At 59.1% G+C, this 23,260-nt stretch carries 18 protein-coding genes, 1 tRNA gene and 1 pseudogene; 12 read left to right on the plus strand and 8 right to left on the minus strand.

From position 1 onward, the window contains the following. Positions 1–19 precede the first annotated feature (19 nt). Positions 20–985: an arsenic resistance protein gene (locus BFL40_RS02905; protein WP_071482594.1), complete on the minus strand. Its 966-nt coding sequence runs from the start codon at positions 983–985 to the stop codon at positions 20–22. Between the two features lie 171 nt (positions 986–1,156). Between BFL40_RS02905 and BFL40_RS02910 the strand changes: the two genes are divergently transcribed. Then, the gene (locus BFL40_RS02910; RefSeq protein ID WP_071482593.1) at positions 1,157–2,077 is read left to right on the plus strand and encodes an alpha/beta hydrolase family protein; all 921 of its coding nucleotides are present in this window, start codon (positions 1,157–1,159) and stop codon (positions 2,075–2,077) included. 70 nt (positions 2,078–2,147) lie between these two features. Next, positions 2,148–2,561, plus strand: coding sequence for a hypothetical protein (locus BFL40_RS02915; protein ID WP_071482592.1), 414 nt, complete (start codon positions 2,148–2,150; stop codon positions 2,559–2,561). A 74-nt stretch (positions 2,562–2,635) separates the two neighbouring features. Here the strand turns inward: BFL40_RS02915 and gabP are convergent, their stop codons facing one another. After that, complete coding sequence (gene gabP, locus BFL40_RS02920; protein WP_071482591.1) at positions 2,636–4,027, minus strand: GABA permease; 1,392 nt, start codon at positions 4,025–4,027, stop codon at positions 2,636–2,638. A gap of 555 nt (positions 4,028–4,582) precedes the next feature. Between gabP and BFL40_RS02925 the strand changes: the two genes are divergently transcribed. The 5 genes from BFL40_RS02925 (at position 4,583) to BFL40_RS02945 (ending at position 8,743) form a co-directional block, all read left to right on the plus strand. After that, positions 4,583–5,356, plus strand: coding sequence for an ABC transporter ATP-binding protein (locus BFL40_RS02925; protein WP_017138656.1), 774 nt, complete (start codon positions 4,583–4,585; stop codon positions 5,354–5,356). Positions 5,357–5,369: 13 nt separating this feature from the next. Continuing rightward, positions 5,370–6,122: an ABC transporter substrate-binding protein gene (locus BFL40_RS02930; RefSeq protein ID WP_071482590.1), complete on the plus strand. Its 753-nt coding sequence runs from the start codon at positions 5,370–5,372 to the stop codon at positions 6,120–6,122. Positions 6,123–6,193: 71 nt separating this feature from the next. Continuing rightward, complete coding sequence (locus tag BFL40_RS02935; protein WP_071482589.1) at positions 6,194–6,886, plus strand: ABC transporter permease; 693 nt, start codon at positions 6,194–6,196, stop codon at positions 6,884–6,886. Continuing rightward, positions 6,886–7,575: an ABC transporter permease gene (locus tag BFL40_RS02940; protein ID WP_071482588.1), complete on the plus strand. Its 690-nt coding sequence runs from the start codon at positions 6,886–6,888 to the stop codon at positions 7,573–7,575. Before BFL40_RS02935 ends, BFL40_RS02940 begins: the two co-directional genes overlap by 1 nt. After that, complete coding sequence (locus BFL40_RS02945) at positions 7,556–8,743, plus strand: methyltransferase (RefSeq protein ID WP_071482587.1); 1,188 nt, start codon at positions 7,556–7,558, stop codon at positions 8,741–8,743. The genes BFL40_RS02940 and BFL40_RS02945 overlap by 20 nt, the downstream gene beginning before the upstream one ends. A 241-nt stretch (positions 8,744–8,984) precedes the next feature. On the opposite strand, the gene bcsQ is transcribed toward BFL40_RS02945, so the two are convergent. Beyond that, a complete protein-coding gene (bcsQ, locus tag BFL40_RS02950; protein ID WP_071482586.1) occupies positions 8,985–9,890 on the minus strand; it encodes a cellulose biosynthesis protein BcsQ in 906 nt (301 codons plus the stop codon). Between the two features lie 461 nt (positions 9,891–10,351). Here bcsQ and BFL40_RS02955 point away from each other — a divergent pair. Then, a tRNA-Thr gene (locus tag BFL40_RS02955) sits at positions 10,352–10,427 on the plus strand. Between the two features lie 207 nt (positions 10,428–10,634). Then, positions 10,635–10,889 (plus strand): annotated as a pseudogene (locus BFL40_RS02960) (DUF3077 domain-containing protein); the annotation flags it as partial. Positions 10,890–10,936: 47 nt separating this feature from the next. Here BFL40_RS02960 and BFL40_RS02965 read toward each other — a convergent pair. Further along, positions 10,937–11,422, minus strand: coding sequence for a hypothetical protein (locus BFL40_RS02965; protein WP_071482584.1), 486 nt, complete (start codon positions 11,420–11,422; stop codon positions 10,937–10,939). Positions 11,423–11,556: 134 nt separating this feature from the next. Here BFL40_RS02965 and BFL40_RS02970 point away from each other — a divergent pair, with 134 nt between their 5' ends. Further along, complete coding sequence (locus tag BFL40_RS02970; RefSeq protein WP_071482583.1) at positions 11,557–12,462, plus strand: AraC family transcriptional regulator; 906 nt, start codon at positions 11,557–11,559, stop codon at positions 12,460–12,462. Between the two features lie 103 nt (positions 12,463–12,565). Continuing rightward, positions 12,566–14,695, plus strand: a complete 2,130-nt coding sequence (locus BFL40_RS02975; RefSeq protein ID WP_071482582.1) for a M48 family metallopeptidase — start codon at positions 12,566–12,568, stop codon at positions 14,693–14,695. 73 nt (positions 14,696–14,768) lie between these two features. Here BFL40_RS02975 and BFL40_RS02980 read toward each other — a convergent pair whose 3' ends face one another. Next, positions 14,769–16,055, minus strand: a complete 1,287-nt coding sequence (locus tag BFL40_RS02980) for an OprD family porin (RefSeq protein WP_071482581.1) — start codon at positions 16,053–16,055, stop codon at positions 14,769–14,771. A gap of 410 nt (positions 16,056–16,465) precedes the next feature. Here BFL40_RS02980 and BFL40_RS02985 point away from each other — a divergent pair, with 410 nt between their 5' ends. Continuing rightward, positions 16,466–18,553 (plus strand): TonB-dependent receptor, encoded by a 2,088-nt coding sequence (locus tag BFL40_RS02985; protein ID WP_071482580.1) that lies wholly within the window; start codon positions 16,466–16,468, stop codon positions 18,551–18,553. A gap of 61 nt (positions 18,554–18,614) precedes the next feature. On the opposite strand, the gene BFL40_RS02990 is transcribed toward BFL40_RS02985, so the two are convergent. The 3 genes from BFL40_RS02990 to BFL40_RS03000 form a co-directional block, all read right to left on the minus strand. Continuing rightward, positions 18,615–18,827, minus strand: a complete 213-nt coding sequence (locus tag BFL40_RS02990) for a hypothetical protein (protein WP_071482579.1) — start codon at positions 18,825–18,827, stop codon at positions 18,615–18,617. A 235-nt stretch (positions 18,828–19,062) separates the two neighbouring features. Beyond that, the gene (gene aguA / locus BFL40_RS02995) at positions 19,063–20,169 is read right to left on the minus strand and encodes an agmatine deiminase (RefSeq protein ID WP_071482578.1); all 1,107 of its coding nucleotides are present in this window, start codon (positions 20,167–20,169) and stop codon (positions 19,063–19,065) included. Between the two features lie 121 nt (positions 20,170–20,290). Next, entirely contained in the window at positions 20,291–23,194 is a 2,904-nt protein-coding gene (locus tag BFL40_RS03000) for an aminotransferase (protein WP_071482577.1), read from the minus strand. Positions 23,195–23,260: the final 66 nt, after the last annotated feature.

The raw sequence follows: 23,260 nt of genomic DNA on the forward strand, positions 1-23,260 counted from the left end.
AAGTCAAACATTCATCGCCCTAGCGATCGACGGGCCATACCAGCCGTGGCACCCAGCGCACGTAGATGAACTCGCCAATCAGCTCGAGCAAGGTCTGCAGGATCACCGCGGCAGCGGCCAACCCACGAATATCTTCAGGCAGCGCCAAGGCCAGTGGTAGCACCACCAGCGAGTTGCGCGTGGAAGCGCTGAACGTGACCGCCCGGGCCGTGACGGCCGGCAACTTGAACAGCCGCGCTGCCAGCGCTCCCATCAGCGGCGCCAGCAGCAAGAAGCCGACATACACCGGGATCACTGGAGCCAGCAGGGCTATATCGCGCACCACGGTAGTGATTTGCGAACCGATCACCACCACCAACACCAGCGCCATGGCCGGAACAGGCAGCCAGGCCCAGGCCTCGCTCCATGCGCCGATGACACGCGATCGCCGGGACAGGGAAGCGGTCAACACCGCCAGCACCATCGGCGCTACGATCAGCAACAGGAACGCCTCAATAAACGGCCCCGCCGAAACAACCACTTGCGACTGCGCCCCGAGCATCACCCCCAGATACACCGGCAACAGCACCAGTTGCAGCAGTAACAGAATCGGCGTCGCCGCCAGGATCAGCCGCGAATCGCCCTTGCCGATATGCGTAAACACCACCACGTAGTCGATACACGGCGTCAGCAGCACCAACAGCGCCCCCACCAGAATCGCCGGGTGGTCGACCAGCCCCCGCGTCAGCGCCCAGACCAGCAGCGGGATCAAAACGAAGTTGGCCAGCAACAATGCCGACATGAAGCGCTTGTTGCCCAAGCCTTGGCGCAGGTCCAGAAACGGGATTTGCAGGAACATCGCGTACATCAGCACCGCAATCGCGGGGGTGACCAGTACGCTCAGGCCATGCGCCAACGAGGGGGCCAGCACGCCGAACGCGACAGCCAGGAGGACTGCGACGAAGTAGATCGGGATCTGGTTGTGTTCGAGGGTGTCGCGGGTCATGGGCTGACTCTGGTCGATCAAAAGACCGTAAGCCTAAGCACCCAAGCAGATAAGGTCGAGCATCGCGACAATCCTTACGCCCACGCCGCGCTAAATTTGTTAATTTCGGTTTCTTATAAAAGCGCGCGGGCCTTCAAGCCCATACCGAAAGCGCAAGCACCGAGCCGCCCCATGAACCTGCCCACACGACCCGCTCCAGAAACATTCCGCGAGCCCGCTGCCGACGGCTACCTCCTGGGCGGCTTCACCTGGCGCCATATCAGAACCGACCCGACACGCCCCGTGGTGATCATCAACGCCGCCACCTCTGTGCGCTGCCGCCACTATTCGCGCTTCGCCGACTACCTGTTTGCCAATGGCTTCGACGTCATTACTTACGATTATCGCGGCATCGGTGAATCCAGAAGCGGTTCGCTGCGAGGCTTCAAGGCGTCATGGTCGGATTGGGGCGTGCTGGATTTCGAAGCGGTGCTGCAGCGGGCGCAACGGGAGTTTGCGGGGCAGCCAATTGACGTGGTCGGCCACAGTTTTGGTGGTTGTGCAGCGGGGTTGGGGGCGTCGGGCGCGGTGATTCGACGGATTGTGACAGTGGGCGCTCAGTTCGCTTACTGGCGCGATTACCAGGCGAGTGGGCGCTGGCGGATGTTTGGCAAGTGGCATGTGATGATGCCGCTGGTGACCGCGCTGTGCGGGTACTTCCCAGGCAAGCGACTGGGCTGGCTGGAAGATACGCCGGCAGGCGTGGTGCGCGACTGGGCAACACCGACGCCGACGTATGAAACACGCCCTAGCGGACGCACCTTGAGTGAGTTGCCATTTGGCCGCGTGAAGGCGCAGGTGCTGGCCGTCAGTATCACCGATGATCCATTCGGAACGGTGGCCGCAATTGAGCGCTTACTGAGCTATTTCAAAGGCAGCGTGCGCACTCATCTACGGATCGCCCCGGAAGATATTGGCGAAAAAGGCGTCGGACATTTTGCATTCTTTCGCAGTGAGTATCAGGACCGGTTGTGGCCGATTGCATTGGCATGGCTGCAACAAGGCGAGTTGGCGCAAGGCACACCAGGGCACCGTGTGACGGAACGCACTTAGATTCCCTTGGGATTTCCCCCAACCTGCGCTTCAATACGCCACCCAGATCCTGAACCAAGGACGTGAGCCCATGGCCTCGCCGAACAAGCAGCAAAAACGTGCCCACCGGGCAAAGGCCAAGGCCAAGCAGAACCGTACCCAGCGCGCCGTCGCGACCAAGCCGGATGCGTTTGCCGGCGATGACAGCCGCATTGACCTTGAGTCGGTGGACTTGACCGAGTTGTTTGTCGAGATGCGCACGGCGGGCGAGACCAGCCAGCAGGCGCTGTGTGCGGTATTCCTGGCGCACCCGTTGCTGGCACTGGTGCTGGAGCAGGAAGGCGAAGAGGAAGCCACCGACTTTATCCTGGCGGCGCTGATCGAATATCGGCAGTGGGCCACGGATAGCGATGATGAAGCGGCCGCGCTGGCGTGGATTGAATCGCCGCAGTTCCAGGCGGATTACGTTGCGGCGTCCCAGGCGCTGGTCAACTCGCAAGACTGACGCATAAGCAAATGTGGGAGCCGGGCTTGCCCGGCTCCCACATGGTTTAGCTGCGCTCTAACAACCGCACGCCATCAGTTCAGCACCGCAGCGCCTACTCTCTGGGCCTTGCGACGGCTCGCCACAAACAACCCCGCCAACACCACCAGCAAGCTCAGGATACCGGTTGCGATAATCTCGACCCGGTGCGCTTCCTGGAACAGCATGATGGTCAACGTGCCGACGATGAACACCATCACCGCGTAGGTCAGGCCCGGGAACAACCACATCTTGAACACAATTTTCTCGCCCGCCGCCGTGCGCTTCTGGCGCATACGCAGTTGCGATACCGCGATCACCAGGTACACCAGCAACGCGATGGCGCCGGAGCTGGCCAGCAGGAACTCGAATACCGCCGCCGGGGCCACGTAGTTAGCGAATACCGCCAGGAACGCTGCGCCAGTGGACAGCATCACCGCCCAGTAAGGTGTGCCGCTTTTGTTGGTGCGCTTGGCCACGGCCGGTGCATCACCGCGACGCCCCAGGGAAAACAGCATGCGCGAGGCGGTGTACAGCGCCGAGTTGAGGCAACTGGTCACGGCAACCAATACCACCAGGTCGACGATCAGCTTGGCATTCGGGATGCCCATGCGCTCCAGCACGGTTTGGTAGGAACCTACGGCCGCCAGGGTCGGATCGTTCCAAGGCACCAGCGACACAACGATGAAGATCGACAGCAGGTAGAACAAACCAATCCGCCAGATCACCGAGTTGGTGGCCTTGGTGATTTGCTGGCCAGGGTTCTTCGACTCAGCCGCCGCGATGGTGACAATCTCGGTGCCCATGAAGGAGAACATGGTGGTCAGGATCGCAGCCAATACTGCGCCCATGCCATTGGGCATGAAGCCTTGGGTGTCAAATAAGTGCGAAACGCCGCTGACCTGGCTGGTCGGCAGGAAGCCAAAGATCGCGGCCAGGCCAAGGATCACAAAGCCGACAATCGCCACGACTTTGATCAGCGCAAACCAGAACTCGAACTCACCGTAATTCTTCACGCTGAACAGGTTCGTCGCCGTCAGCAGCAAGGTGATGATCAGGGTAAACGCCCATATCGCCACGTCAGGGAACCAGGCATGCAAGATGGTCGCAGCGGCGTTGGCTTCCAACGGAATCACCAGCACCCAGAACCACCAGTACAGCCAGCCGATGGTGAAACCGGCCCAGTGACCGATCGCACGGTCGGCGTAGGTGGAAAACGAACCGGTGTCCGGCGAGGCCACGGCCATCTCGGCCAGCATGCGCATCACCAATACCACCAGCGTACCGGCAGCCGCATAGGCCAACAGCACAGCAGGCCCGGCGGCGGCAATCGCGTGGCCGGAGCCGACAAACAAACCGGCACCAATAACGCCGGCAATCGACAGCATGGTGACGTGACGCGGTTTGAGCCCCTGTTCGAGGTCATTGGAGCTTTGCGTACTACTCATTGACACACCTTTACGAGGAATTGCGAAAACAGTCCGCCCGGCCTGCGATCTTTCTCGTGAAAAGAAACCAACAGGGCGTTCTTTATTTTTTACGCAAGATTTGCGCCAAAATATTACAAAGCCACGATTGACGCGGGCTGTAGGACAACTCAACAGCTGTCGCAAGTCATTGAGAATAATGGCATTCCGCTATAGCGTTACCGGGCGACTCACTTTCAAGACGAGATTGCGCACCAAAAACGCACACGAAAAGTACGTGACGCTCCATAAAAGTGCTGATAAGCACCGTTTACCCGGTTAACCCTTCCAACACCCGGCCAAAGCTGGCACCATCGCGCCCTTTTTTACGCGAAGCCTGTGGATTTTCGGGTTCAAACGGCTGTTGGGTTGTTGATGGCGCGACACGCTGCTGTGCCGATGCGACACCCTGCCGCAGACCACCCGTTAACCGTCCGCAGCGCTGTTGGCTGTCATCCGAACGCTATGCTAGCTTGGCGCCTCGCCAGGAAGGCGGCCCAACAGCGTCGAACGCAATGAACACAATGAGGACCGCACATGGCCGAGGCCGCGCCCGCACTTGAAATCCGCAACTTGCATAAACGCTATGGTGAGCTGGAGGTACTCAAAGGTATCTCGCTGACCGCTCGCGACGGCGATGTGATCTCGATCCTGGGTTCCTCCGGTTCCGGCAAGTCCACGTTCCTGCGTTGCATTAACCTGCTGGAAAACCCGCACCAGGGGCAGATCCTGGTCGCCGGTGAAGAGCTCAAGCTCAAGGCTGCAAAAAACGGCGAACTGATGGCCGCCGATGGCAAACAGATCAACCGCCTGCGCAGCGAAATCGGTTTTGTGTTTCAAAACTTTAATCTGTGGCCGCACATGAGCATCCTCGACAACATCATCGAGGCGCCCCGCCGTGTACTTGGCCAGAGCAAGGCCGAAGCGATAGAAGTGGCCGAAGCCCTGCTGGCCAAGGTCGGCATCAGCGATAAGCGCCACGCCTACCCCGCGCAATTGTCCGGCGGCCAGCAACAACGGGCGGCCATTGCGCGCACCCTGGCGATGCAGCCCAAGGTCATCCTGTTCGACGAGCCCACCTCGGCCCTTGACCCGGAAATGGTTCAGGAAGTACTTAATGTGATCCGCGCGCTGGCCGAAGAAGGCCGCACCATGCTGCTGGTCACCCATGAAATGGGCTTCGCCCGTCAGGTTTCCAGTGAAGTGGTGTTCCTGCACCAGGGCCTGGTCGAAGAGCAAGGATCGCCACAGCAGGTGTTTGAAAACCCGCTTTCGGCGCGCTGCAAACAATTCATGTCCAGCAACCGCTAACGGAGCAACATGCATGCAGAACTATAAAAAATTCCTTCTGGCCGCGGCCGTCTCGATGGCGTTCAGCGCCACGGCCATGGCAGAAACCTTGAAAATGGGGATCGAAGCGGCGTACCCGCCCTTCAACAATAAAGACGCCAGCGGCAACGTCGTGGGCTTCGACAAAGACATCGGCGACGCCCTGTGCGCCAAGATGAAAATCGAGAAGTGTGAAGTGTATGTGTCCGACTGGGACGGCATCATCCCGGCCCTGAACGCCAAGAAGTTCGACTTCCTGGTGTCCTCGCTGTCCATCACCGATGAACGCAAGCAAGCTGTCGACTTCACCGACCCGTACTACTCCAACAAGCTGCAATTCATCGCGCCTAAAGCCACCAAAGACTTCAAGACCGACGCCGGTTACCTGAAAGGCAAGATCATCGGCGCCCAACGCGCGACGCTCGCCGGTACCTACCTGGAAGACAAGCTGCCGGAAACCACCGCCAAGCTCTACGACACCCAGGAAAACGCCTACCTCGACCTGACTTCCGGCCGTTTGGACGGGATCCTCGCCGACAAGTACGTGCAGTACGAATGGCTCAAGAGCAAAGACGGTTCCGCCTACGAGTTCAAAGGCGACCCGGTGGTTGAAAGCGACAAGATCGGTATCGCCGTACGCAAAGGCGACCCGCTGCGCGAGCGCCTGAACAAAGCCCTGGCAGAGATCAAGGCAGACGGCACCTACAAGAAGATCAACGACAAGTACTTCCCGTTCAGCATCGAATGATCTGAGCGACTTGCCCGGCGCGCACCTTCAGCGCGCCGGCTTTTAGCAATGCCTTGCGATATGAAAACACCATGAATTTCGATCTCTACGGGTTCGGCCCGGCGCTGCTTGCCGGCGCGCTGATGACCGTCAAACTGGCGCTCACGGCTCTGTGCCTGGGGCTGATACTCGGCCTTGCCGGCGCCTTGGCCAAGACTTCTGCGTACAAGCCATTGCAATGGCTGGGCGGTGCCTACTCGACCATCGTTCGCGGCGTACCGGAACTGCTGTGGGTCTTGCTGATTTATTTCGGCACGATCAATGCGATGCGTGAACTGGGTGAAATTTTCAACATCCCCGATCTTTCGCTCAGCGCCTTCGCTGCGGGCGTGATCGCCCTGGGGCTGTGTTTTGGTGCCTACGCCACCGAGGTATTGCGGGGCGCGATCATTGCCATTCCCAAGGGCCACCGCGAAGCCGGTGTGGCGTTGGGCCTGTCAAAGTTTCGCATCTTCACCCGCCTGATCATGCCGCAGATGTGGCGCATCGCCCTGCCGGGCCTGGGCAATCTGTTCATGATCCTGATGAAAGATACCGCGCTGGTCACGGTCATCGGCCTCGAAGAAATCATGCGCCACGCGCAGATCGCCGTCACCGTGACCAAGCAGCCGTTTACCTTCTATCTCGTCGCCGCGTTCATTTACCTGTGCCTGACGTCGCTATCGATGGTGGGTATGCACTTCCTGGAAAAACGCGCCGCCCGCGGCTTCGTGAGGACGACGTAATGGAATGGGAAGTCATCTATAAGTGGCTGCCGAAGTTTATCCAGGGCGCCGTCCTGACTCTGGAACTGGTGAGCATCGCGGTAATTCTCGGCCTGATCCTGGCGATCCCACTGGGCATCGCTCGCTCGTCCAAGCGCTGGTATGTTCGCTCACTGCCCTACGCCTACATCTTCTTCTTTCGTGGTACGCCGCTGCTGGTACAGTTGTTCCTGGTCTACTACGGCCTGGCCCAATTCGATGCTGTACGCGCAAGCTTCATGTGGACTTACCTGCGCGATCCTTTCTGGTGCGCCACGGCCACCATGACGCTGCACACCGCGGCTTACATCGCCGAGATCCTGCGCGGCGCCATCCAGGCCATCCCGCCGGGTGAAATTGAAGCGGCCCGGGCGCTGGGGATGTCCAAGCCGAAAACGCTGATCTACATCATCCTGCCTCGCGCAGCGCGCATCGGACTACCGGCTTACAGCAACGAAGTCATTTTGATGCTCAAGGCCAGCTCCCTCGCGAGTACCGTGACCCTGCTGGAACTGACCGGCATGGCCAGGACCATCATTGCGCGCAACTACCTGACGGTTGAGATGTTCTTCACCGCCGGCGTGTTCTACCTGCTGATCTCCTACCTCCTGGTGCGCGCCTTCAAACTGCTGGAACGCTGGCTGCGCGTCGATGCTTGCCAAGGACGTTGAAGCACGCTTCCAGGCGCTGGATGCGTTCCTGACTGAACATCAAGGGCTGTGGCGACCACGGCCCTTTGTTCACCTGCAATTACCCTGGGAAACCCTGCATCCCGAGCTGGCCCAGTGGCTGCGTCAGCGCTCGCTGGCTGACGCCGAAAGCAGTAACAACCTGCCCCATGACCTGCCGGCGCCAGCGCCTTTTCCACAGTTGGCCGCACAAGCCCTGCACCTCAGCGCTGTGGATAAGTTACCTGCGCATCCCCTGGAACCTGCCCGCCACCGCCTCAACGTCGATGTACCCGGCCGCAAGTGGCAACAGATCGAAGCGTTCGGCGCCGCCCTGCAGTTTGCTGAAACACCCATGCACTGGCTGGACTGGTGCGCCGGCAAAGGTCACCTCGGCCGACGCCTGCTGCAACCTGGCCAACAACTGACCTGCCTGGAATACGACCCAGCCTTGATCGCCTCCGGCCAAGCCTTAAGCGACCACCACGGTTTGCCCGTCACCCATCGCCTGCAAGACGTGATGGCCGATGTGTCGATCGGCCCGGAATACACCCCTATCGCCCTGCATGCCTGCGGCGACCTGCACGTACGCTTGCTGCAATTGGCCAGCGCTGCCGGCTGCAAACAACTGGCATTGGCGCCTTGCTGCTACAACCGCATCAACGCCGACACCTACCAAGCACTGTCCGGCGCAGGCCGCGCATCGGCCTTGCAGTTGTCGATCGACGACTTGGGCCTGCCGCTGAGCGAGACCGTCACCGCAGGCAAACGGGTGCGCCAGCAACGAGACACCTCCATGGCCCGGCGCCTGGGCTTTGATCAGTTGCAACGGCAATTGCGCAACTGCGACGAATACTTGCCCACGCCGTCCCTGCCTGCCAGTTGGCTGGATAAACCCTTCGCCGACTATTGCCGAGAGCTGGCTGGCCTCAAGGGCTTATCCACAGGTGAGCAGGATTGGCTGGCGCTGGAGGCACACGGTTGGCGCCGCCTGGCCGAAGTCCGCAATCTAGAGTTGGTACGGGGTCTGTTTCGGCGGCCGCTGGAAATGTGGCTGGTGCTGGATCGGGCCTTATTCCTGTCAGAGCAAGGCTATAAGGTCGAGATAGGCAGCTTCTGTGAACCGGCGCTGACTCCGCGCAACTTGATGGTGCTGGCCGAGCGCGATTAGGGGGCAAATTTTCCTACGCGTGCCCTGTGGATAACTCTGTTGATGAATTCTTTACAGAAGCTGTAGCAATCAACGCTACAGGCCAAAAGCCACGCTGGTCATTTTTTGTTCACAAAATAAAACGCACACAAAACAGGCAGTTGCAGCACATTGAGAACGGCTCCACAAAATGGCTGTTTCGTGACAGTCGCAACCAACCGATTGTGCATAAGCATCTGGCGTTAAGCGTATAAACCGCGCTTTATGCGTTTCTTCTCGACGCTTTCAACAGCAGGCAAATTTCGTTGAGATCGTCACTGGCCATCCGCTTCGTCACGCTGTCCAGCGGGTCGGCAGCAAACGCCAACGCCTCGTTGATCGCCATATCGCGATGAACCTCCAACGGCGCTTTTCCCAGGCGTAGTTTGAACGCGTCGACCATGTCCAGGCTAAAAGCATTGCTCTCATCCAGTTGGTTGACCACCACATGCACACTGGGTGGGCGCTCGCCCTCAAGGTGCGGGGCCAGCAATAGATCCAGAGGGTCCAGCGTGCCAAGGCACGCAGCATCAGCTTGTACGATGACCAACACCACATCGGCAACGCTCAGGGCTTGATGAAAATAGACGTTATTACCGGCGGGCGTATCGATGATCACCGTGTGCTGCTCGCTCAAGCCCAAAGACGAGAGACGCCGCGCCAGCCAGATAGGCTCATGCTTGAGCCAGCGCTCCAGGCTTTCCTGCTGCTGGACGTCGGTATCGCCGAAGGTAATCACCTGGCAACCGGCAAAGCCCTGTTGTTGCAACGGGCTCCATTGCCCATGCTCCAGGCTGGTGCGCCCAATACCGGGCAATGTCGAACTGACGCCGAAGTGACGATGCAAGGCATTTTGCGGGTCCAGATCCAGCGCCACCACCGATTCGCCATGGCGCTGCAAACCGCTGCTCAAGGCCGTGACCAAGGTGCTACGCCCAACACCGCCATTCATCGACACCAGCGCCACGACTTTAGGGCGCAGCACGACGGTATCAGTGGATTGGGATTGTGGGTGGGCGCCTTCGTCGCCAGGAACGCTGCCAAAAAAGTGCATCCGCGCATCAATCCCTTGTGCATCGTGGGTGACATTTTTGCCGAACAACGCCAAAAGTTCATCGCTAAGGCTCATAGCCTGCTCCTCACGACGCAGCTCAAAGACGTGAAGGGCGGCAAGCAGTTCTCACCGGAGGTCTTCTTGAAGGCGTCGCAGTTAAAGCATTCTGTGACAGCAATGGTAAAGTGTCATTATTTTGATGTTTTTATTGGTTATTTTTTAGATGAACGGTAAATAGTCAATTTAATGACCAGCATCCGGACAGCTGAAACCCCTCTGTCGCCACCAAACTGGGTGGATGCACAGATTCTGTAGCTGGGATTGAAGGGATGGAGCCAGATGTCAGTTTGCGGACAATTGTGGGATGGAAATTGGCCCGGTTTAAAGGCCCTCGGCACACCCGGGGCCCCGGCTGTAGAGCACCCTTATGGCGATGAAAAAGCAGCGATCGCAAAAAAACATTCATTTCTGCAAAAATAGTCAGAATTCAGGGGTTTACAGAAGCTTGCCAATCGCTATAATCGTCGCCCTAACACGCCGGTATAGCTCAGTTGGTAGAGCAACTGACTTGTAATCAGTAGGTCCCGGGTTCGACTCCTGGTGCCGGCACCATATAAGACGAAGCCCTCGCAGAAATGTGAGGGTTTTGTTGTTTCTGGCGCTTGAATCTCGATCGTGCAGTGAAGTAGACCGGTTCCCCCCCCGCAGCTACTCCCTTTCACCAACCTCTCAACCTTTATGCGAAATTATGGGTGGCCAATAATTATGGCGCCCTCATAAAACAGATAATCACATCAGCCGCTAGCTCCCCCCTCCAACACCCTCGGCGTCACCCCCTTCGCCTTTCACTCCGACCAACCTCTGTTCCGCGTCAACAGCGGTGTTTCCCTGCATGAAGCCTTGCACCACGTTTCCGATTTACTCCACGTCGCCAAGTTGCTCGCAGAAGATGCGGCGATGACGAAGGAGACGGACCGTTATGCCTGGGCGTCGCATTATTTGCAGGAGATGAGCAAGGCGGTGATTGATGATGTAGTGAAGGTATTGGAGTCGCCCTGTAATAACGGGCAATAAGCAAAACGCCCCAGCGTGTGAATGCCGGGGCGTTCTTATTGGCGGTGTTAGGCCAACCGACCGCCTTTCCTGCGCAAGTACAGCATCTGCGCGCCCAGCCCAATGACGAGCGCCAGCGCAATACTGCCTTGCGCGCCAATCAGCACTGGCGAGTGCAGGTCGGTGACTATTGGGTGGCCGTCGGGGACTCGGCGCAATGTCTCGGAGACTGTGGGCACCATCAGGAAAAAAGCGGTCAGGCTCAAGAAAATGGTTTCCAGGTACGCGCGCGCTCGCCCCAGCCAGGCGATATGCCCCACGCCATAACCGGCCAGCAGCAGTGCAAGGGTAATGACGCCAATGATGTTGCTGACGGGTTGGTGCGCGACCAGGAACACAGTGAAGGCACCGATCAGCATCGACGCCAGGTAGAGCAAACCTGGCGTTGAGCGGGGGACGATGCGTCCGTGTCGAATGAACATATAAGCCGCCAGGGGAATGGCGGGCAGGCTGCCGAGGGTGTGTATCCAGCCAAGGGCGGAGATTCCGAACATTTGATGTGTTCCCATGTGATTGGATGATGTGCATAAACGATCAGTGCCGGAAACGGCCTCGACGGTTTCGTTTTGGTTGCATCAGCACGCTATGATCTCGGGAGTCAGCTTAGAGAAAGCGTGGGCAACCAGACATGATGAATCCCCTCGAAAATTTGATCATTCATCCGGAAATGAAGCTGGAAGGGCTTGCCAAGGGTGATTTGCTGTCTCAGGTTTTGGCGCAAATTCGCCTGACTGGAGACCGTGTTTACTCAACCGCGCTGAGCAATGCGCAATGCCTCGAACTCGACCGGCAGAGCGCTCATATTTGCGTGGTTCAGCAAGGTCGGCTACATCTCGAAGACGTCGATCAGCCGGCAGTGACGCTGGAGCAAGGCGATATCATCTTGCTTCCCCACAACCCTTCAGGGGTCAGGATCACCGCCTGTGATGGGCCGGCGGCGGTTGTGATCTGTCGGTTCTGGTTCGATGCGAGCAGTTTCCAGGCAATGCTGTTTGCCCTGCCCCGACTTATCCACATCCGAAAAACCCAGGCGGCAGATTGGGCGGAAGGCATCCTGCATTTCATGTTGCTTGAAGCCAATGACACGCAACCGGGCGGAGCGCTGATGATCTCGCGCCTTATAGATCTGACGGTTATTCGTATCCTGCGAACCTGGGTGCATCAAAACGCTGCTTCCGGTTGGCTGGGCGGGTTATCGGACGCACGTATAGCTCGGGCACTGAAAGCCATTCACGAAACGCCGGGGCGGCAGTGGCGTATCGATTCGCTGGCTGAAATTGCCGGCATGTCACGGTCCAATTTCTGCGACCGATTCAGCTCGCTGGTAGGACGCTCGCCGTTGCGTTACCAAAATGAATGGCGGTTAACACTGGCGAAAACGATGCTGGCGAAACACGACAGCCGCATCGGAGAAATCGGCTTTGCCATTGGCTATGAGTCCGAAGCGGCTTTCAGTCGCGCCTATAAAGCCTTTTTCGGTCGCTCGCCACGTGATGACAACGCCCCGAGCAGTAAAGGCCGGGGCGTGCTCTGATCAGTGCCCGGCGTTTTGAATCCGCCCAGTTGCTTGCCTCCCTCTATCTGCGCTACAGACCTTTTCGGTATAACCAAGATCTCTGCGTTGTGAACGGACTCCCATGAACGCCCTGAAGCTGATTTGCCTGCTCGTCATTTTCCCGCTGCTGCTGGCCGCCCTCGGTGGCTGGGAGCGCCAGCGTGCTGCCGAGTCAAACAGCGCATTGATCGATTACAGCGCCGACGTGGTCGTCGCCAAACTCCAATTGCGGAAGCTGGCGACGCAAGACCCGGCAGCTCAGGTCGACTTGGGCAAAGAAAAAATCAGCGTGCCGCTAGCACTCTCACGGCTGGATAAAATTGAAGCCGAGTTGCCCACTGCGCATCGCGTAAACCACGCGTTGCGTGCGCTGGCGCCGTGGGTGATTGGCCTTGGGCTGATCGCGGCCTTCATCGGTGTGGCCGCGCTGGCCGGCACGCACTGGGCGGGTTTGCGCGCGCAACAGTCGCGGGAAAAGTTGTTGCAGGTGTTCTCCCTCGGTAGCCGGCTGTTGCCTTATGTGCTGGTGAGCCATGTGATGGCAATGGCATCGACGGTAGCACTGGTGTTGAGTTTCGAAGGCTTGGCGTTGTGGCATATCGGCCGTCTGGGCAGTGGCGAGGTCAAGCTGATGGCCGTGCTGGGGGTGATTGCCGCGTTCAGCGTGTATTCGATCTGGCAGTTGCTCAAACAACTGCGGCACATGCTGGCGATGTTCGAACCCACGCCGGTTGAGATGTTCGGGCAGGTGGTGACGCCCGAGCAGGCGCCCGAGTTGTGGCGCCGTGTGCGCGAGCTGGCACACACACTGGGCGCGTTGCCGCCGGACCATATCGTGGTAAGCCTGACCCAGGGCTTTTATGTGACCTCCAGCCCAGCCACCGTGATGCCGGCCGAGACGCCGTTGAGCGGTCGCACCCTGCATGTGCCGTTGCTGTACCTGGGGCTGCTTAGCCAGGAGGAAATCGGCGCCGTGATCGGTCACGAGCTGGCGCATTTTGTAGGTGAAGACACTGAATACAGCCTGCGCTTCGTGCCGATCTACGACGGCGTCAATCGCAGCTTGGGCGCCTTGGTCGCAACGATGATGGTCAGCGACCTGATCCAGGGTTGGTTGATGCGGCCTTCGTTCATGTTCGGCGTGTTTTTCATGCAGCGTTTTGATCACGCGGTGAATCATTGGAGCCGAGAACGGGAGTTGTTGGCGGATGCCGCCGGGGCCCGGCTGGTGGGCAATGCAGCGGCCGCCTCGGCGTTGTTGCGGGTGTCGGTGTTGCATCCGCATGTCGAAGACTCATTAGGGGTGCTCTGTGAAGAAACCTCAGCAGTCGACCTGCCCGGCGCCGTGCTTGTTGCATTGCGAGGCAGTGAGTTGCAACTGCCGCCCGAGGCGCTGGAGATTCATCAGCCCCACCCTACCGATTCCCACCCTTCAAATGGCGAGCGCCTGCAAGCGTTGCAGGCGCACTTGGAGGACGCTGTGCGCAGCGCCCTTCGGGCCGTGGATGTCGACGCCGCCAATGCGCAAATCGACGCCTGTTTCAACGCGCCGCACTGCGTACGAGAACAGCTCTCCCGCGACTTGCTTGCCGTGTCGGTCTCCGAAAACACGGCCCACACCCACCTGCTGGAAACCATGGCCGCTTCGACCGAGGGCGAGCGTGCGCTGCATGAAGGTGGCCGTTGGCGCGGCACGCTGATGGCGGTGCTGGCCCTACCTTTTGTGTTGCTTGGGCTGGGCATCATGAGTCGGCCCTGGTTTGCTCCGGAACGCTTGAAGGGTACACCCTTGTCGGCCGTGGGCGCGGGGGCAGCGATCGGCAGCATCGCGTTGATCTTTCTGTGGATGGGCATCCGTCGCTTCAAGCGCGCACCGCAGACCGCGTTGCGCCTGACGCCGGAGCACTTTGTGTTCGCCAACCTGGCGCAGCCTTTACCGATCGAACACATCGCCAATGTCACACTGCAATTTGCCCAGGGGATCTGGGTGACCGTGGAGCTGACGCCGGAAGCACCGTTGCCCGAGCGACGTAAAACCGCGTTCGGTGTGCCCGGTGCGCGGGTCAACAAGAAGAAGCGCCAGGTACTGTTGCTGATGGCGCAGCTGTGTATCGACAACAAGAAAATCGAGCCCTTCGAAGGGCTGTCGCTGATGCTTGATTATGTGAACGCTTGTAACGCCCGCAAGATTTTGCAAAGCCGCCAGGACTAGGCCACAGGCATAAAAAAACCCCGAACCAGTCGGGGTTTTTTATCGCCTGGAAACAGGCGCGACGCCGGATCAATTAGAAAACGTTGATCGGGTAGTCGGCGAACAGGCGGATCTCGTTACCACCAACGTTGTAGTTGCTGGCGTTGTTGGAGACGCGCAACCAGGACGCACGAGCGCGCAGGCTCAGGTCTTTGGCTGGGCCGCTCTGAACGACGTATTTGAACTGGTTGAAGATTTCACGCTCGGTGCCACTGCCGCGGTTGGAACCGTCGTCAATGTTGGTGCCGCGCACGTAAGCGATGTTGTAGGTCAGGCCAGGCACGCCGAACGCACTGAAGTCCAGGCCGTAGCCTGCTTGCCAGGAACGCTCATCCTTGCCGTTGAAGTCGGACCAGTAGGAGTTGGCCAGCAAGATGGTGTTGCCACCGTCGCCGATGCCGCCAGCGTTGCGGTAGCCGCCGTACAGGTAGCCGGTGTCGCCGGTGCTGCGCTGGTGAGCGACGGTGAAGCTGTGCGGGCCAACAGCCCACGTGGCGCCCAAGCTCCAGATTTTGTTGTCGCGGGCGTCCGCATCACCTTGGTTTTCCAGGGCGAAGCTGCGGTCCAGCTTGGTTTTGTAGCCGTTGAAGTCAAAGGTCAACGATTGTTTCTCTGGCAGTGCCAGCACGTAGTTGACGTTGACGTATTGCTTCTTCAGCACGTCTTGCATGTTGGAGGCGTACAGAGCCGCCGACAGGCTTTCGGTGAATTTGTAGCTACCACCGATGTAGTCGATGCTTTTCAGGCCACCGCTGTCAGTGCCTTCGGCACTCTTGCGCGCTTCCTTGGTGAAGTGACCAGCGTCCAGTTGCAGGCCAGCGATCTCTTTGGAAACGATCGAGGTGCCAGTGTAGGTTTCCGACAACAGGCGAGAGTTGTCGTACTGCAGGACAGGCACGGCCGGGAACTGATCACCGTACTTGAGCACAGTGTTGGATACGCGGAACTTCACGGCAGCGCCGCCTTTGGACAGGTCACGTGCAGCTTCGCCGTCGGAACCTTGTTTGAAGAAGTCGATACCGCCCGCGCCACTGCGACCTTTACCACCGTCCAGACGGATAGCGTATTGGCCGATTGCGTCCACACCCACACCGACGGTGCCTTGGGTGAAGCCGGACTCGAACTTGCCGATGAAGCCTTGGCCCCATTCGGCTTTGTCTTGCTTGCCGTTTTTGTAATCACGGCTGATGTAGGCGTTACGTGCTGCGATATTCAGGTGGCTGTCTTCAACGAAACCCTTGGATTGCTCCTGGTCGTTTGCCATTGCCTGAGTTGCGCTCAAAATCCCCAGAGCGATCAGACCCATCCGTTGCTTCAACATTTCTTATATTCCTTATTACTGGTTGAGTACGCGCTGTGACACCAGGCTCCGTGTTGCTTTTCTGGTGTCGACTTTTTCCAGAAAAAAGAAGGCCCGCGGACGACTGAACTGCCGCGGGCCTTTTTTTATTGGATGAGTCATGGCGGTTAGCCACAGGCGTTGGGCGCAATCCTATGCGCGCGTTGAACTGTGTGTCAATTTCGTGAATCGTCTGTATTTAGGCGAAAAAAGTCTAAGGAGCGCTCTGCAGAGCCTTCGCGAAAGTCTGTAAAACCCTTCAGCCCGCCTAAAAAACACATCACGTAACATTTTTTGTACTCTGCATATTTGGTAATAGATAACGTGCGCAAATGCAAAGCATTACCATTAGCGCATCATTTTCTTTCCAAACCTTTCGGATACATGCCCCCATGTCTGCCTCTCGCCTGACGCCCATCACCCTAGGGCTTTCTGTTCTGCTGTCCTCTGGTTTTGCCTGTGCCGCCACCGTTTTGCCTGAAACCTCTATCAGCGCCGAAGCTGATGAAGACGACCCGCGCGTCAAGGAGACCAACACCGCCACCCGCACCGCAACCTCAGTGCGATATGTGCCCCAGGCCATCGACTCAGTGAAAACCGAAAGCCTGCGTTCCTACGGCACCAACGACCTGGGCCAGGCGTTAAGCGGTATTCCCAACGTGAGCAGCGGCGCGGATACACGCTTTGACAGCCTGCGCATCCGCGGTTTCGACGCGAGCAACGACTTTTATCTGGACGGCATTCGCGACGACAGCCAATACGTGCGCGACCTGCATAACATCGAGCGCATCGAAGTACTCAAAGGCCCGGCAGCGGTGCTTTATGGGCGAGGCGGCCAGGGAGGGATCGTCAACCGCGTGAGTAAATTGCCCCAGGCAGGCCACAAATCCAGCATCGAAGCCCAAGGCGGCAGTAATGATTTGCGCAGCCTGTATGCGGACCTCAGCACCGATCCCACCGATAACATCAGCCTGCGCCTAAACATGGGTAACCAGGACAACAACAGCTTTCGCGACGGCGTCAGTGGCAACCGCCAGCTGTTTGCGCCGTCCATGAGCTGGCAACTGACGCCCGATCTGAATTGGTTGGTGCAATACGAATACAGCCGTTACAACCGCACGCCGGATCGCGGCATTCCCGGGGTCAACGGTCGCCCGGCGGATGTGAGCCGCAGCGCCACTTACTTTGACAGCCGCGATTACATCGACGACAAATCCCAGTCCCTGCGTTCCAAGCTCGCTTATGAGCTAAACAACAATTGGCAACTGCGCCACACGCTCGGTGTATTCAAGCTCGATAGCGATTTCGACAACACCTACCAGACCGGCTACACCGCCTCGACGAAACAGGTGACACGCCAACGCTGGCAGCAGGACCTGAGCACCCGTAACGTCTTCAACAACCTGGAATTGGAAGGTGGTTTCGACACCTTCGGCCTGGAACACCGCCTGCTCACCGGCCTTGAGCTGGGCAGCCAACGCCGCGATCCCAAGCTGTACACCGCTACCGCCGTCGGCCGGGGTGGCCAGGCTGTACCGAGCCTGGACCTCAACCAGCCCAATCGCCACCTGAGCCACACCGGGCGCATGAGTCTTTCCAGTTACAACCACACTGAAGTCGAGAGCCGCGCCCTTTACGTGCAGGATCAACTGCGCCTCAACGATCAATGGCAAGTGCTGGCCGGCCTGCGTTACGACCACTTCGACGTCGACACCACCAGCAAAGTGCTCAACACCCAGCAGGACGTTCAGAGCCGCAGCACCAGCCCGCGCATCGGCGTGGTGTGGACGCCGGTGGAGCATCACTCGTTCTACGCATCCTGGAGCAAGACCTTCTCGCCAGCAGGCGGCGGCTTGATTGGCATCACTCCGAACGCTGCAGGCAGCGTCAACGACCTGAGCCCCGAGCTGACCCGGCAAAAGGAAATCGGGGTCAAGAGCGACTGGCTCGACGACCGCCTGAGCACCACCCTGGCCGTGTACGAACTGGAACTCTACAACCGCCGCACCACCGACCCGCTGGACCGCACTATCACCCTGCTGACTGGCGTACAACGTTCACGCGGCCTGGAGCTTACGGCCACCGGCAAGATCGTCGGTAATTGGTATATGCGCGGTGGTGTCGGCCTGCAGGATGCCAAGGTCGAGAAGGATAACAACGGCTTTGAAGGCAAGCGCATCAGCGATGTGGCCAAGCGCAATGCCAGCCTGTTTATCACATGGAAGCCGGAAATGGGCTGGTACGCGGAAACCGGGCTGACCCTGGTCGGTGACCGCTATGCCGACAACCTCAACACCGTGGTACTGCCAGGTTATGGCCGCTGGGATGCGTTGGCCGGTTTCCGCCATAAGGAATGGGATGTACGCGCGGCGCTGAACAACATCGCCGACAAAAACTACTACGCCTCGGCGACCAGCGCGGCGCAGATTCAGCCGGGCGAGCCACGTAGCCTCGTCGTTACAGGCACTTACAGCTTCTAAGTTTCACCGGGTCAATGTGGGAGCAGGCAAGCCAGCTCCTACATTTTGATCGCCGAGCTCTTCAGCTTTTCATCAGCTCACACAACACCCGCACTTCATCCTCACTCAACAACCCCACTGGGTACCGTTCACTTATCACGCTGCGTAGATCAGGTTGCCTGACCTGTCGCGAGCCGTTTGCCTTCAACCAGAGCGCCAGCGCATGGATCGCATCACCGTTGACCCGCGTCGGGTGGAACGGGCGCGTATAGATCAGGTTGATATCGGCATTCATTTCAGCGCTCTCTCCTACTGCGTGAGCGGCTAACTTACTCAAGGTTTGTGACAGAACTGTGCAGTCATCACCCTCGGTTACTGTGGCAACACCGATACAAGAGCTATGCCAATGTCCCGTGTTTATAGGCATTCGGACACAAAAAAGCCCGCGACCTTGCTGGGCCGCGGGCTTGCTGTGAGCACTATCAGGAGTGTGGCGCTAGGCCATCACCCAGATGTTGTTACAACTGCACTCAGTTTTTGTGCGGTGCCGGCTGTTGTTGGGTCAGGCAATGGATGTTGCCACCGCCCAGTAACAGTTCGCGGCCCGGCACCATCACCACCTCATGCTGCGGGAACAGGTTCTGCAGGATCTCTTTGGCCTGGCTGTCCAGCGGGTCATCGAAGCTTGGCGCGATGATGCCGCCGTTGACGATCAGGAAGTTGACGTAAGAGCCGGCCAACCGCACGGTTGGGTTACGCTCCTGGCTGCCATCCACCAAGTCGACACCGGCGCATTCTTCTTCAGTGGCATACAGCGGCCCCGGGATCGGCATTTTATGCACTGTGAACGAGCGCCCTTGGGCATCCGTGCTGCTTTGCAGCACGTCCATGGCGGCGTGGCAGCGCGCGTAGTTCGGGTCTTGCGGGTCATCGGTCCAAGCCAGCAACACCTCGCCCGGACGCACGTAGCAGCAGAAGTTATCTACATGACCATCGGTTTCATCGTTGAACAGGCCATCCGGCAACCAGATGATCTTATCCACAGCCAGATTGGCGCTGAGCACCGCTTCGATGGCCGCGCGATCGAGGTGCGGGTTGCGATTGCGGTTCAGCAGGCATTCTTCAGTGGTGATCAGCGTGCCTTCACCGTCGACATGAATCGAACCGCCTTCCAGCACAAAACCTTCAGTGCGGTAGCGCGGCGCGCGCTCGATCTCAAGGATCTTGCCGCCCACCTGCGAGTCACGGTTCCATGGCGCATAGAGGCCGCCGTCAAAACCACCCCAGGCGTTGAAATCCCAGTTCACACCGCGCACTTCGCCGCTGTGGTTGATGACGAAGGTCGGACCAGTGTCCCGTACCCAGGCGTCGTCGTTGGACATTTCCACCACGCGGATATTGGGCACGTCCAAATGCGCGCGGGCATTTTCATACTGACCGGCAGAAACGGCCACGGTCACCGGCTCAAAACGCGCAATAGCCTTGGCCACCGCCACGTGAGCCGCCTGCGCCGGCTTGCCGCCCAGGCGCCAGTTGTCCGGGCGCTCAGGCCAGATCATCCAGGCTTGGGTCTGTGGTGCCCATTCGGCAGGCATATGGAAGCCATCGGCGCGAGGTGTGCTGTGCAGGGTGGTCATGGCGATCAGGACTCCGAATGGGGTGATGGACGACTTTATAACGGATAAAAATCGGCCTTAAAAGCGATAAAAGATCATGGATGGTAAATATTACAAAAAACAGTCGATAACAATCGATTATCTACAACTGCTCATCCAGCACCTTCGACAGCATGTCGACAAAGAAATCCACGCTGTGTCTGGACGTGACCATCGGCGGCTTGATCTTCAGAATGTTGAGATAATCGCCGGTCGGCTGCATGAAAATCCCCAGTTCCCGCAGGCGGTCACACAGCAGCGCGGTTTCTTCGGTGGCAGGCTCCAGGGTTTGTCGATCACGAACCAACTCCAGGCCCAGATAGAAGCCGGAACCGTGAACGGCACCCACCAACGGGTGACGATCAATCAACTCTTCCAGGCGTGCCTTGAAATGCCCACCCACGACTTGGGCGTTTTCCCACAGTTTTTCTTCCTCCATCACATCCAGCACTGCCATGCCGATACGGCAACTGACCGGACTGCCCCCCGAGGATGAGAAGAAATACCCCTCGGCCTCCAGCGCCTCGGCGATTTCTCGCCGGGTGATCACCGCGCCCAGCGGTTGGCCGTTCCCCATGCCTTTGGCCATGGTGATGATGTCCGGCACCACGCCTTGCTCTTCAAAACCCCAGAAAAAATGCCCCATGCGGCCGTAGCCCACCTGCACCTCATCGGCGATGCACACACCGCCCTGGGCGCGCACCAATCCATACACCTGCTGCAAATAGCCCGGCGGCAGGGAAATACCACCCGCATTGCCGTACACCGGTTCACAGATGAAACCGGCCAATTGGCGTTTGCTCGCAGCGATTTTCGCCAGATTGTGCTCCACGCTTCGTACGTAATCCGGCGCACTGTCCTGCCCGCGGAACTCACCGCGATAGGTATTCGGCGCGGTCACCGGGTGTACCCAGTCCGGCCGGCTGATCAACGCCTTGGGGTTATCGGCAATCGAGGTGGACACCGCGTCTGCCGCCACCGACCAACCGTGGTAAGCCTCAAGCACGCTGAGCATGTCGCGCCCGCCGCTGTAGGCCCAGGCCAGGCGAATCGCCAGGTCATTGGCCTCGGTGCCGCTGTTGACCAAAAACACCCGGTCCATACCCTCCGGCGCCAACGCCAGCAGACGCTCGGAAAACTCGGCAATCGCCGCGTAGTGGAAGCGCGAGTTGGTGTTGAGCAGCGACCACTGGCGCGCCGCCACCGCCGCCATGCGCGGGTGACCATGGCCTAGTACGGCAACGTTGTTGAGCATGTCCAGGTAGGAACGGCCCTGCATGTCGATCAGATGATTGCGCCAACCGCGCTCGATACGCGGCGGGTCGACGTAATAATGCTTCTGCGAGCGAGCGAAACTGGCGTCTCGCCGGGCCAGCAGGGCATCGGGGTCCAACTCCGGCTCGGCATCACACGCCAGCCCAAGTAACGAAGCCGGTGAGGGGCACAAGGCCTGCCACGCCAACGCCCGAGAGGGTGTGCAGAACAACGGCGGCTCAAGATCGGCACGGCATAACTGTACGGTGAGTGGTGCATGGACCTCGCCCAGTACTTGCCCTTTCACCAGCACCGAGCCAGGCTTCAACGACGTTTTCACGCCCCATAAACGCACACTCAACTGGGCGTCATGCAAACACAGCAAGCCATCGGCGCCCTGGCGCAGCGTCCCGGCGAAAGGCGCTTCCAACACGGTACCGTGGGGAAGGTGCAACTCCACGTGAAGTGGGAATGTGTCCGGCTCGATAGCACTGTCGGGGCAAGTGCGCGACAACCGGTATTGGCCATATCGACTCGCCGCCAGCCCATGCACCGCCGCCGCTTCATCCAGCAGCCGTCGGTCTATACCGGGCAACGCCCAATTACCGGCCTCGAAGTGCGGGCTGAGCACGCCCAGGTCGATCAACGCGAACTCACGCCCCACCAGACCCGGCAGCAACGGGGCGAAGTCTTGGCTGGCAATCGGCGGCAATATCTCACCGACGCAACGCAGAATCGCCGCGTTCATCAACTCAAATGGCACCGACGTCGCCACATGGAAAATTTCCCACTCATGCTCGGCGTTTTTCAATAAGTAAGTGTTATCCGGGTCCAGGCGTTGCTGTTGTTCGCTGCTGAGCACCAGCACCGCCGCACGGGCGACGATCAGCGGCCACAGCGCCTGCAACTCCTCAGGCTGCAACGGTGTTACCGCGTGAAAGGCCTGGATCGCCGGCAGGATGGCAAAGGGATCGCCGTCAGCATGGTGTAACAGCGCCGCGCAGGTCACCGACAGGTCGGCAATACGCCAGGTGTGCACCAAGTCGCCGAAATCAATGACACCCTGGACCTGCCAATGCCGCTGGGCATCGCGCTGCCAGACGACGTTGTCATCGGTGATGTCCATGTGTACCGCTTGCCAAGGCAAACGCTGCGCCAAAGGTCGAATGTGCGCCTCAACCTGCTCGGCCACCTGCTCCAACGCGGCGCGATGGGGCAGGTTTTCCAAGGTTGCCAATAAGTGGGTGATCAGTTCCTGGGCGTGGCGCGGGTCCCATTGCAGGGTGCGCTCCAGGCCCGGATGCTCGAAACGGGCCAATTCGCGGCTCATCCGCCCGCACAGCTCACCAAAGCCTGCGATCACGTCGCGGCCAAGGTGCGGCTGATGGGTCAGGGGCTGGCCGTCGATATAGTCCAGCAGCCGCAGGTGCACCGTTTGCCCGTCGACGTTCACGGTCAGCAGCTCCTCACCCGTGCGGGCGCGGATAACCTTGGGTACGCGCACGTGCGCTTGCAGGTCATTGAGGGCCGCATGCTGCGCCTGCAGCTCAACAGCCGCGTAGTCACCCCGGCAAATTTTCAGAACAAACCGGCCACGTTCACTGTCGATTCTGTAGTTGAGGTCTTGTTGGCTGCCCAGCGACTGCAAGGCGCCAGTAAGGCCGTAATGCTGCTCGAGTAATCGCGCCGCGTGATCAACGCTCACTTGTGGGCAGGGCAAACTGGCACGATGGATCAACGTGGCGAGCAACATTGTGACGACCTCTGTTTTTTTAGGTGTCTATATCGCCATTGTTCGGGGGCGTTAATCAACCCCTCA

Origin of the sequence: Pseudomonas costantinii (assembly GCF_001870435.1) — a bacterium.
In the GTDB taxonomy this organism is placed as follows: Bacteria; Pseudomonadota; Gammaproteobacteria; order Pseudomonadales; family Pseudomonadaceae; genus Aquipseudomonas; species Aquipseudomonas costantinii.

Excerpts from the sequence above, each read along its gene's own strand:
- BFL40_RS02940 (WP_071482588.1), top strand. The coding sequence starts at position 6,886 with ATGGAATGGGAAGTCATCTATAAGTGGCTGCCGAAGTTTATCCAGGGC.
- aguA (WP_071482578.1), bottom strand. The coding sequence starts at position 20,169 with ATGACCACCCTGCACAGCACACCTCGCGCCGATGGCTTCCATATGCCT.
- BFL40_RS02945 (WP_071482587.1), top strand. The coding sequence starts at position 7,556 with ATGCTTGCCAAGGACGTTGAAGCACGCTTCCAGGCGCTGGATGCGTTC.
- bcsQ (WP_071482586.1), bottom strand. The coding sequence starts at position 9,890 with ATGAGCCTTAGCGATGAACTTTTGGCGTTGTTCGGCAAAAATGTCACC.
- BFL40_RS02970 (WP_071482583.1), top strand. The coding sequence starts at position 11,557 with ATGATGAATCCCCTCGAAAATTTGATCATTCATCCGGAAATGAAGCTG.
- BFL40_RS02925 (WP_017138656.1), top strand. The coding sequence starts at position 4,583 with ATGGCCGAGGCCGCGCCCGCACTTGAAATCCGCAACTTGCATAAACGC.
- BFL40_RS02905 (WP_071482594.1), bottom strand. The coding sequence starts at position 985 with ATGACCCGCGACACCCTCGAACACAACCAGATCCCGATCTACTTCGTC.
- BFL40_RS02990 (WP_071482579.1), bottom strand. The coding sequence starts at position 18,827 with ATGAATGCCGATATCAACCTGATCTATACGCGCCCGTTCCACCCGACG.
- BFL40_RS02910 (WP_071482593.1), top strand. The coding sequence starts at position 1,157 with ATGAACCTGCCCACACGACCCGCTCCAGAAACATTCCGCGAGCCCGCT.
- BFL40_RS02935 (WP_071482589.1), top strand. The coding sequence starts at position 6,194 with ATGAATTTCGATCTCTACGGGTTCGGCCCGGCGCTGCTTGCCGGCGCG.
- BFL40_RS02980 (WP_071482581.1), bottom strand. The coding sequence starts at position 16,055 with ATGTTGAAGCAACGGATGGGTCTGATCGCTCTGGGGATTTTGAGCGCA.
- gabP (WP_071482591.1), bottom strand. The coding sequence starts at position 4,027 with ATGAGTAGTACGCAAAGCTCCAATGACCTCGAACAGGGGCTCAAACCG.
- BFL40_RS02975 (WP_071482582.1), top strand. The coding sequence starts at position 12,566 with ATGAACGCCCTGAAGCTGATTTGCCTGCTCGTCATTTTCCCGCTGCTG.
- BFL40_RS02915 (WP_071482592.1), top strand. The coding sequence starts at position 2,148 with ATGGCCTCGCCGAACAAGCAGCAAAAACGTGCCCACCGGGCAAAGGCC.
- BFL40_RS03000 (WP_071482577.1), bottom strand. The coding sequence starts at position 23,194 with ATGTTGCTCGCCACGTTGATCCATCGTGCCAGTTTGCCCTGCCCACAA.
- BFL40_RS02965 (WP_071482584.1), bottom strand. The coding sequence starts at position 11,422 with ATGTTCGGAATCTCCGCCCTTGGCTGGATACACACCCTCGGCAGCCTG.
- BFL40_RS02985 (WP_071482580.1), top strand. The coding sequence starts at position 16,466 with ATGTCTGCCTCTCGCCTGACGCCCATCACCCTAGGGCTTTCTGTTCTG.
- BFL40_RS02930 (WP_071482590.1), top strand. The coding sequence starts at position 5,370 with ATGCAGAACTATAAAAAATTCCTTCTGGCCGCGGCCGTCTCGATGGCG.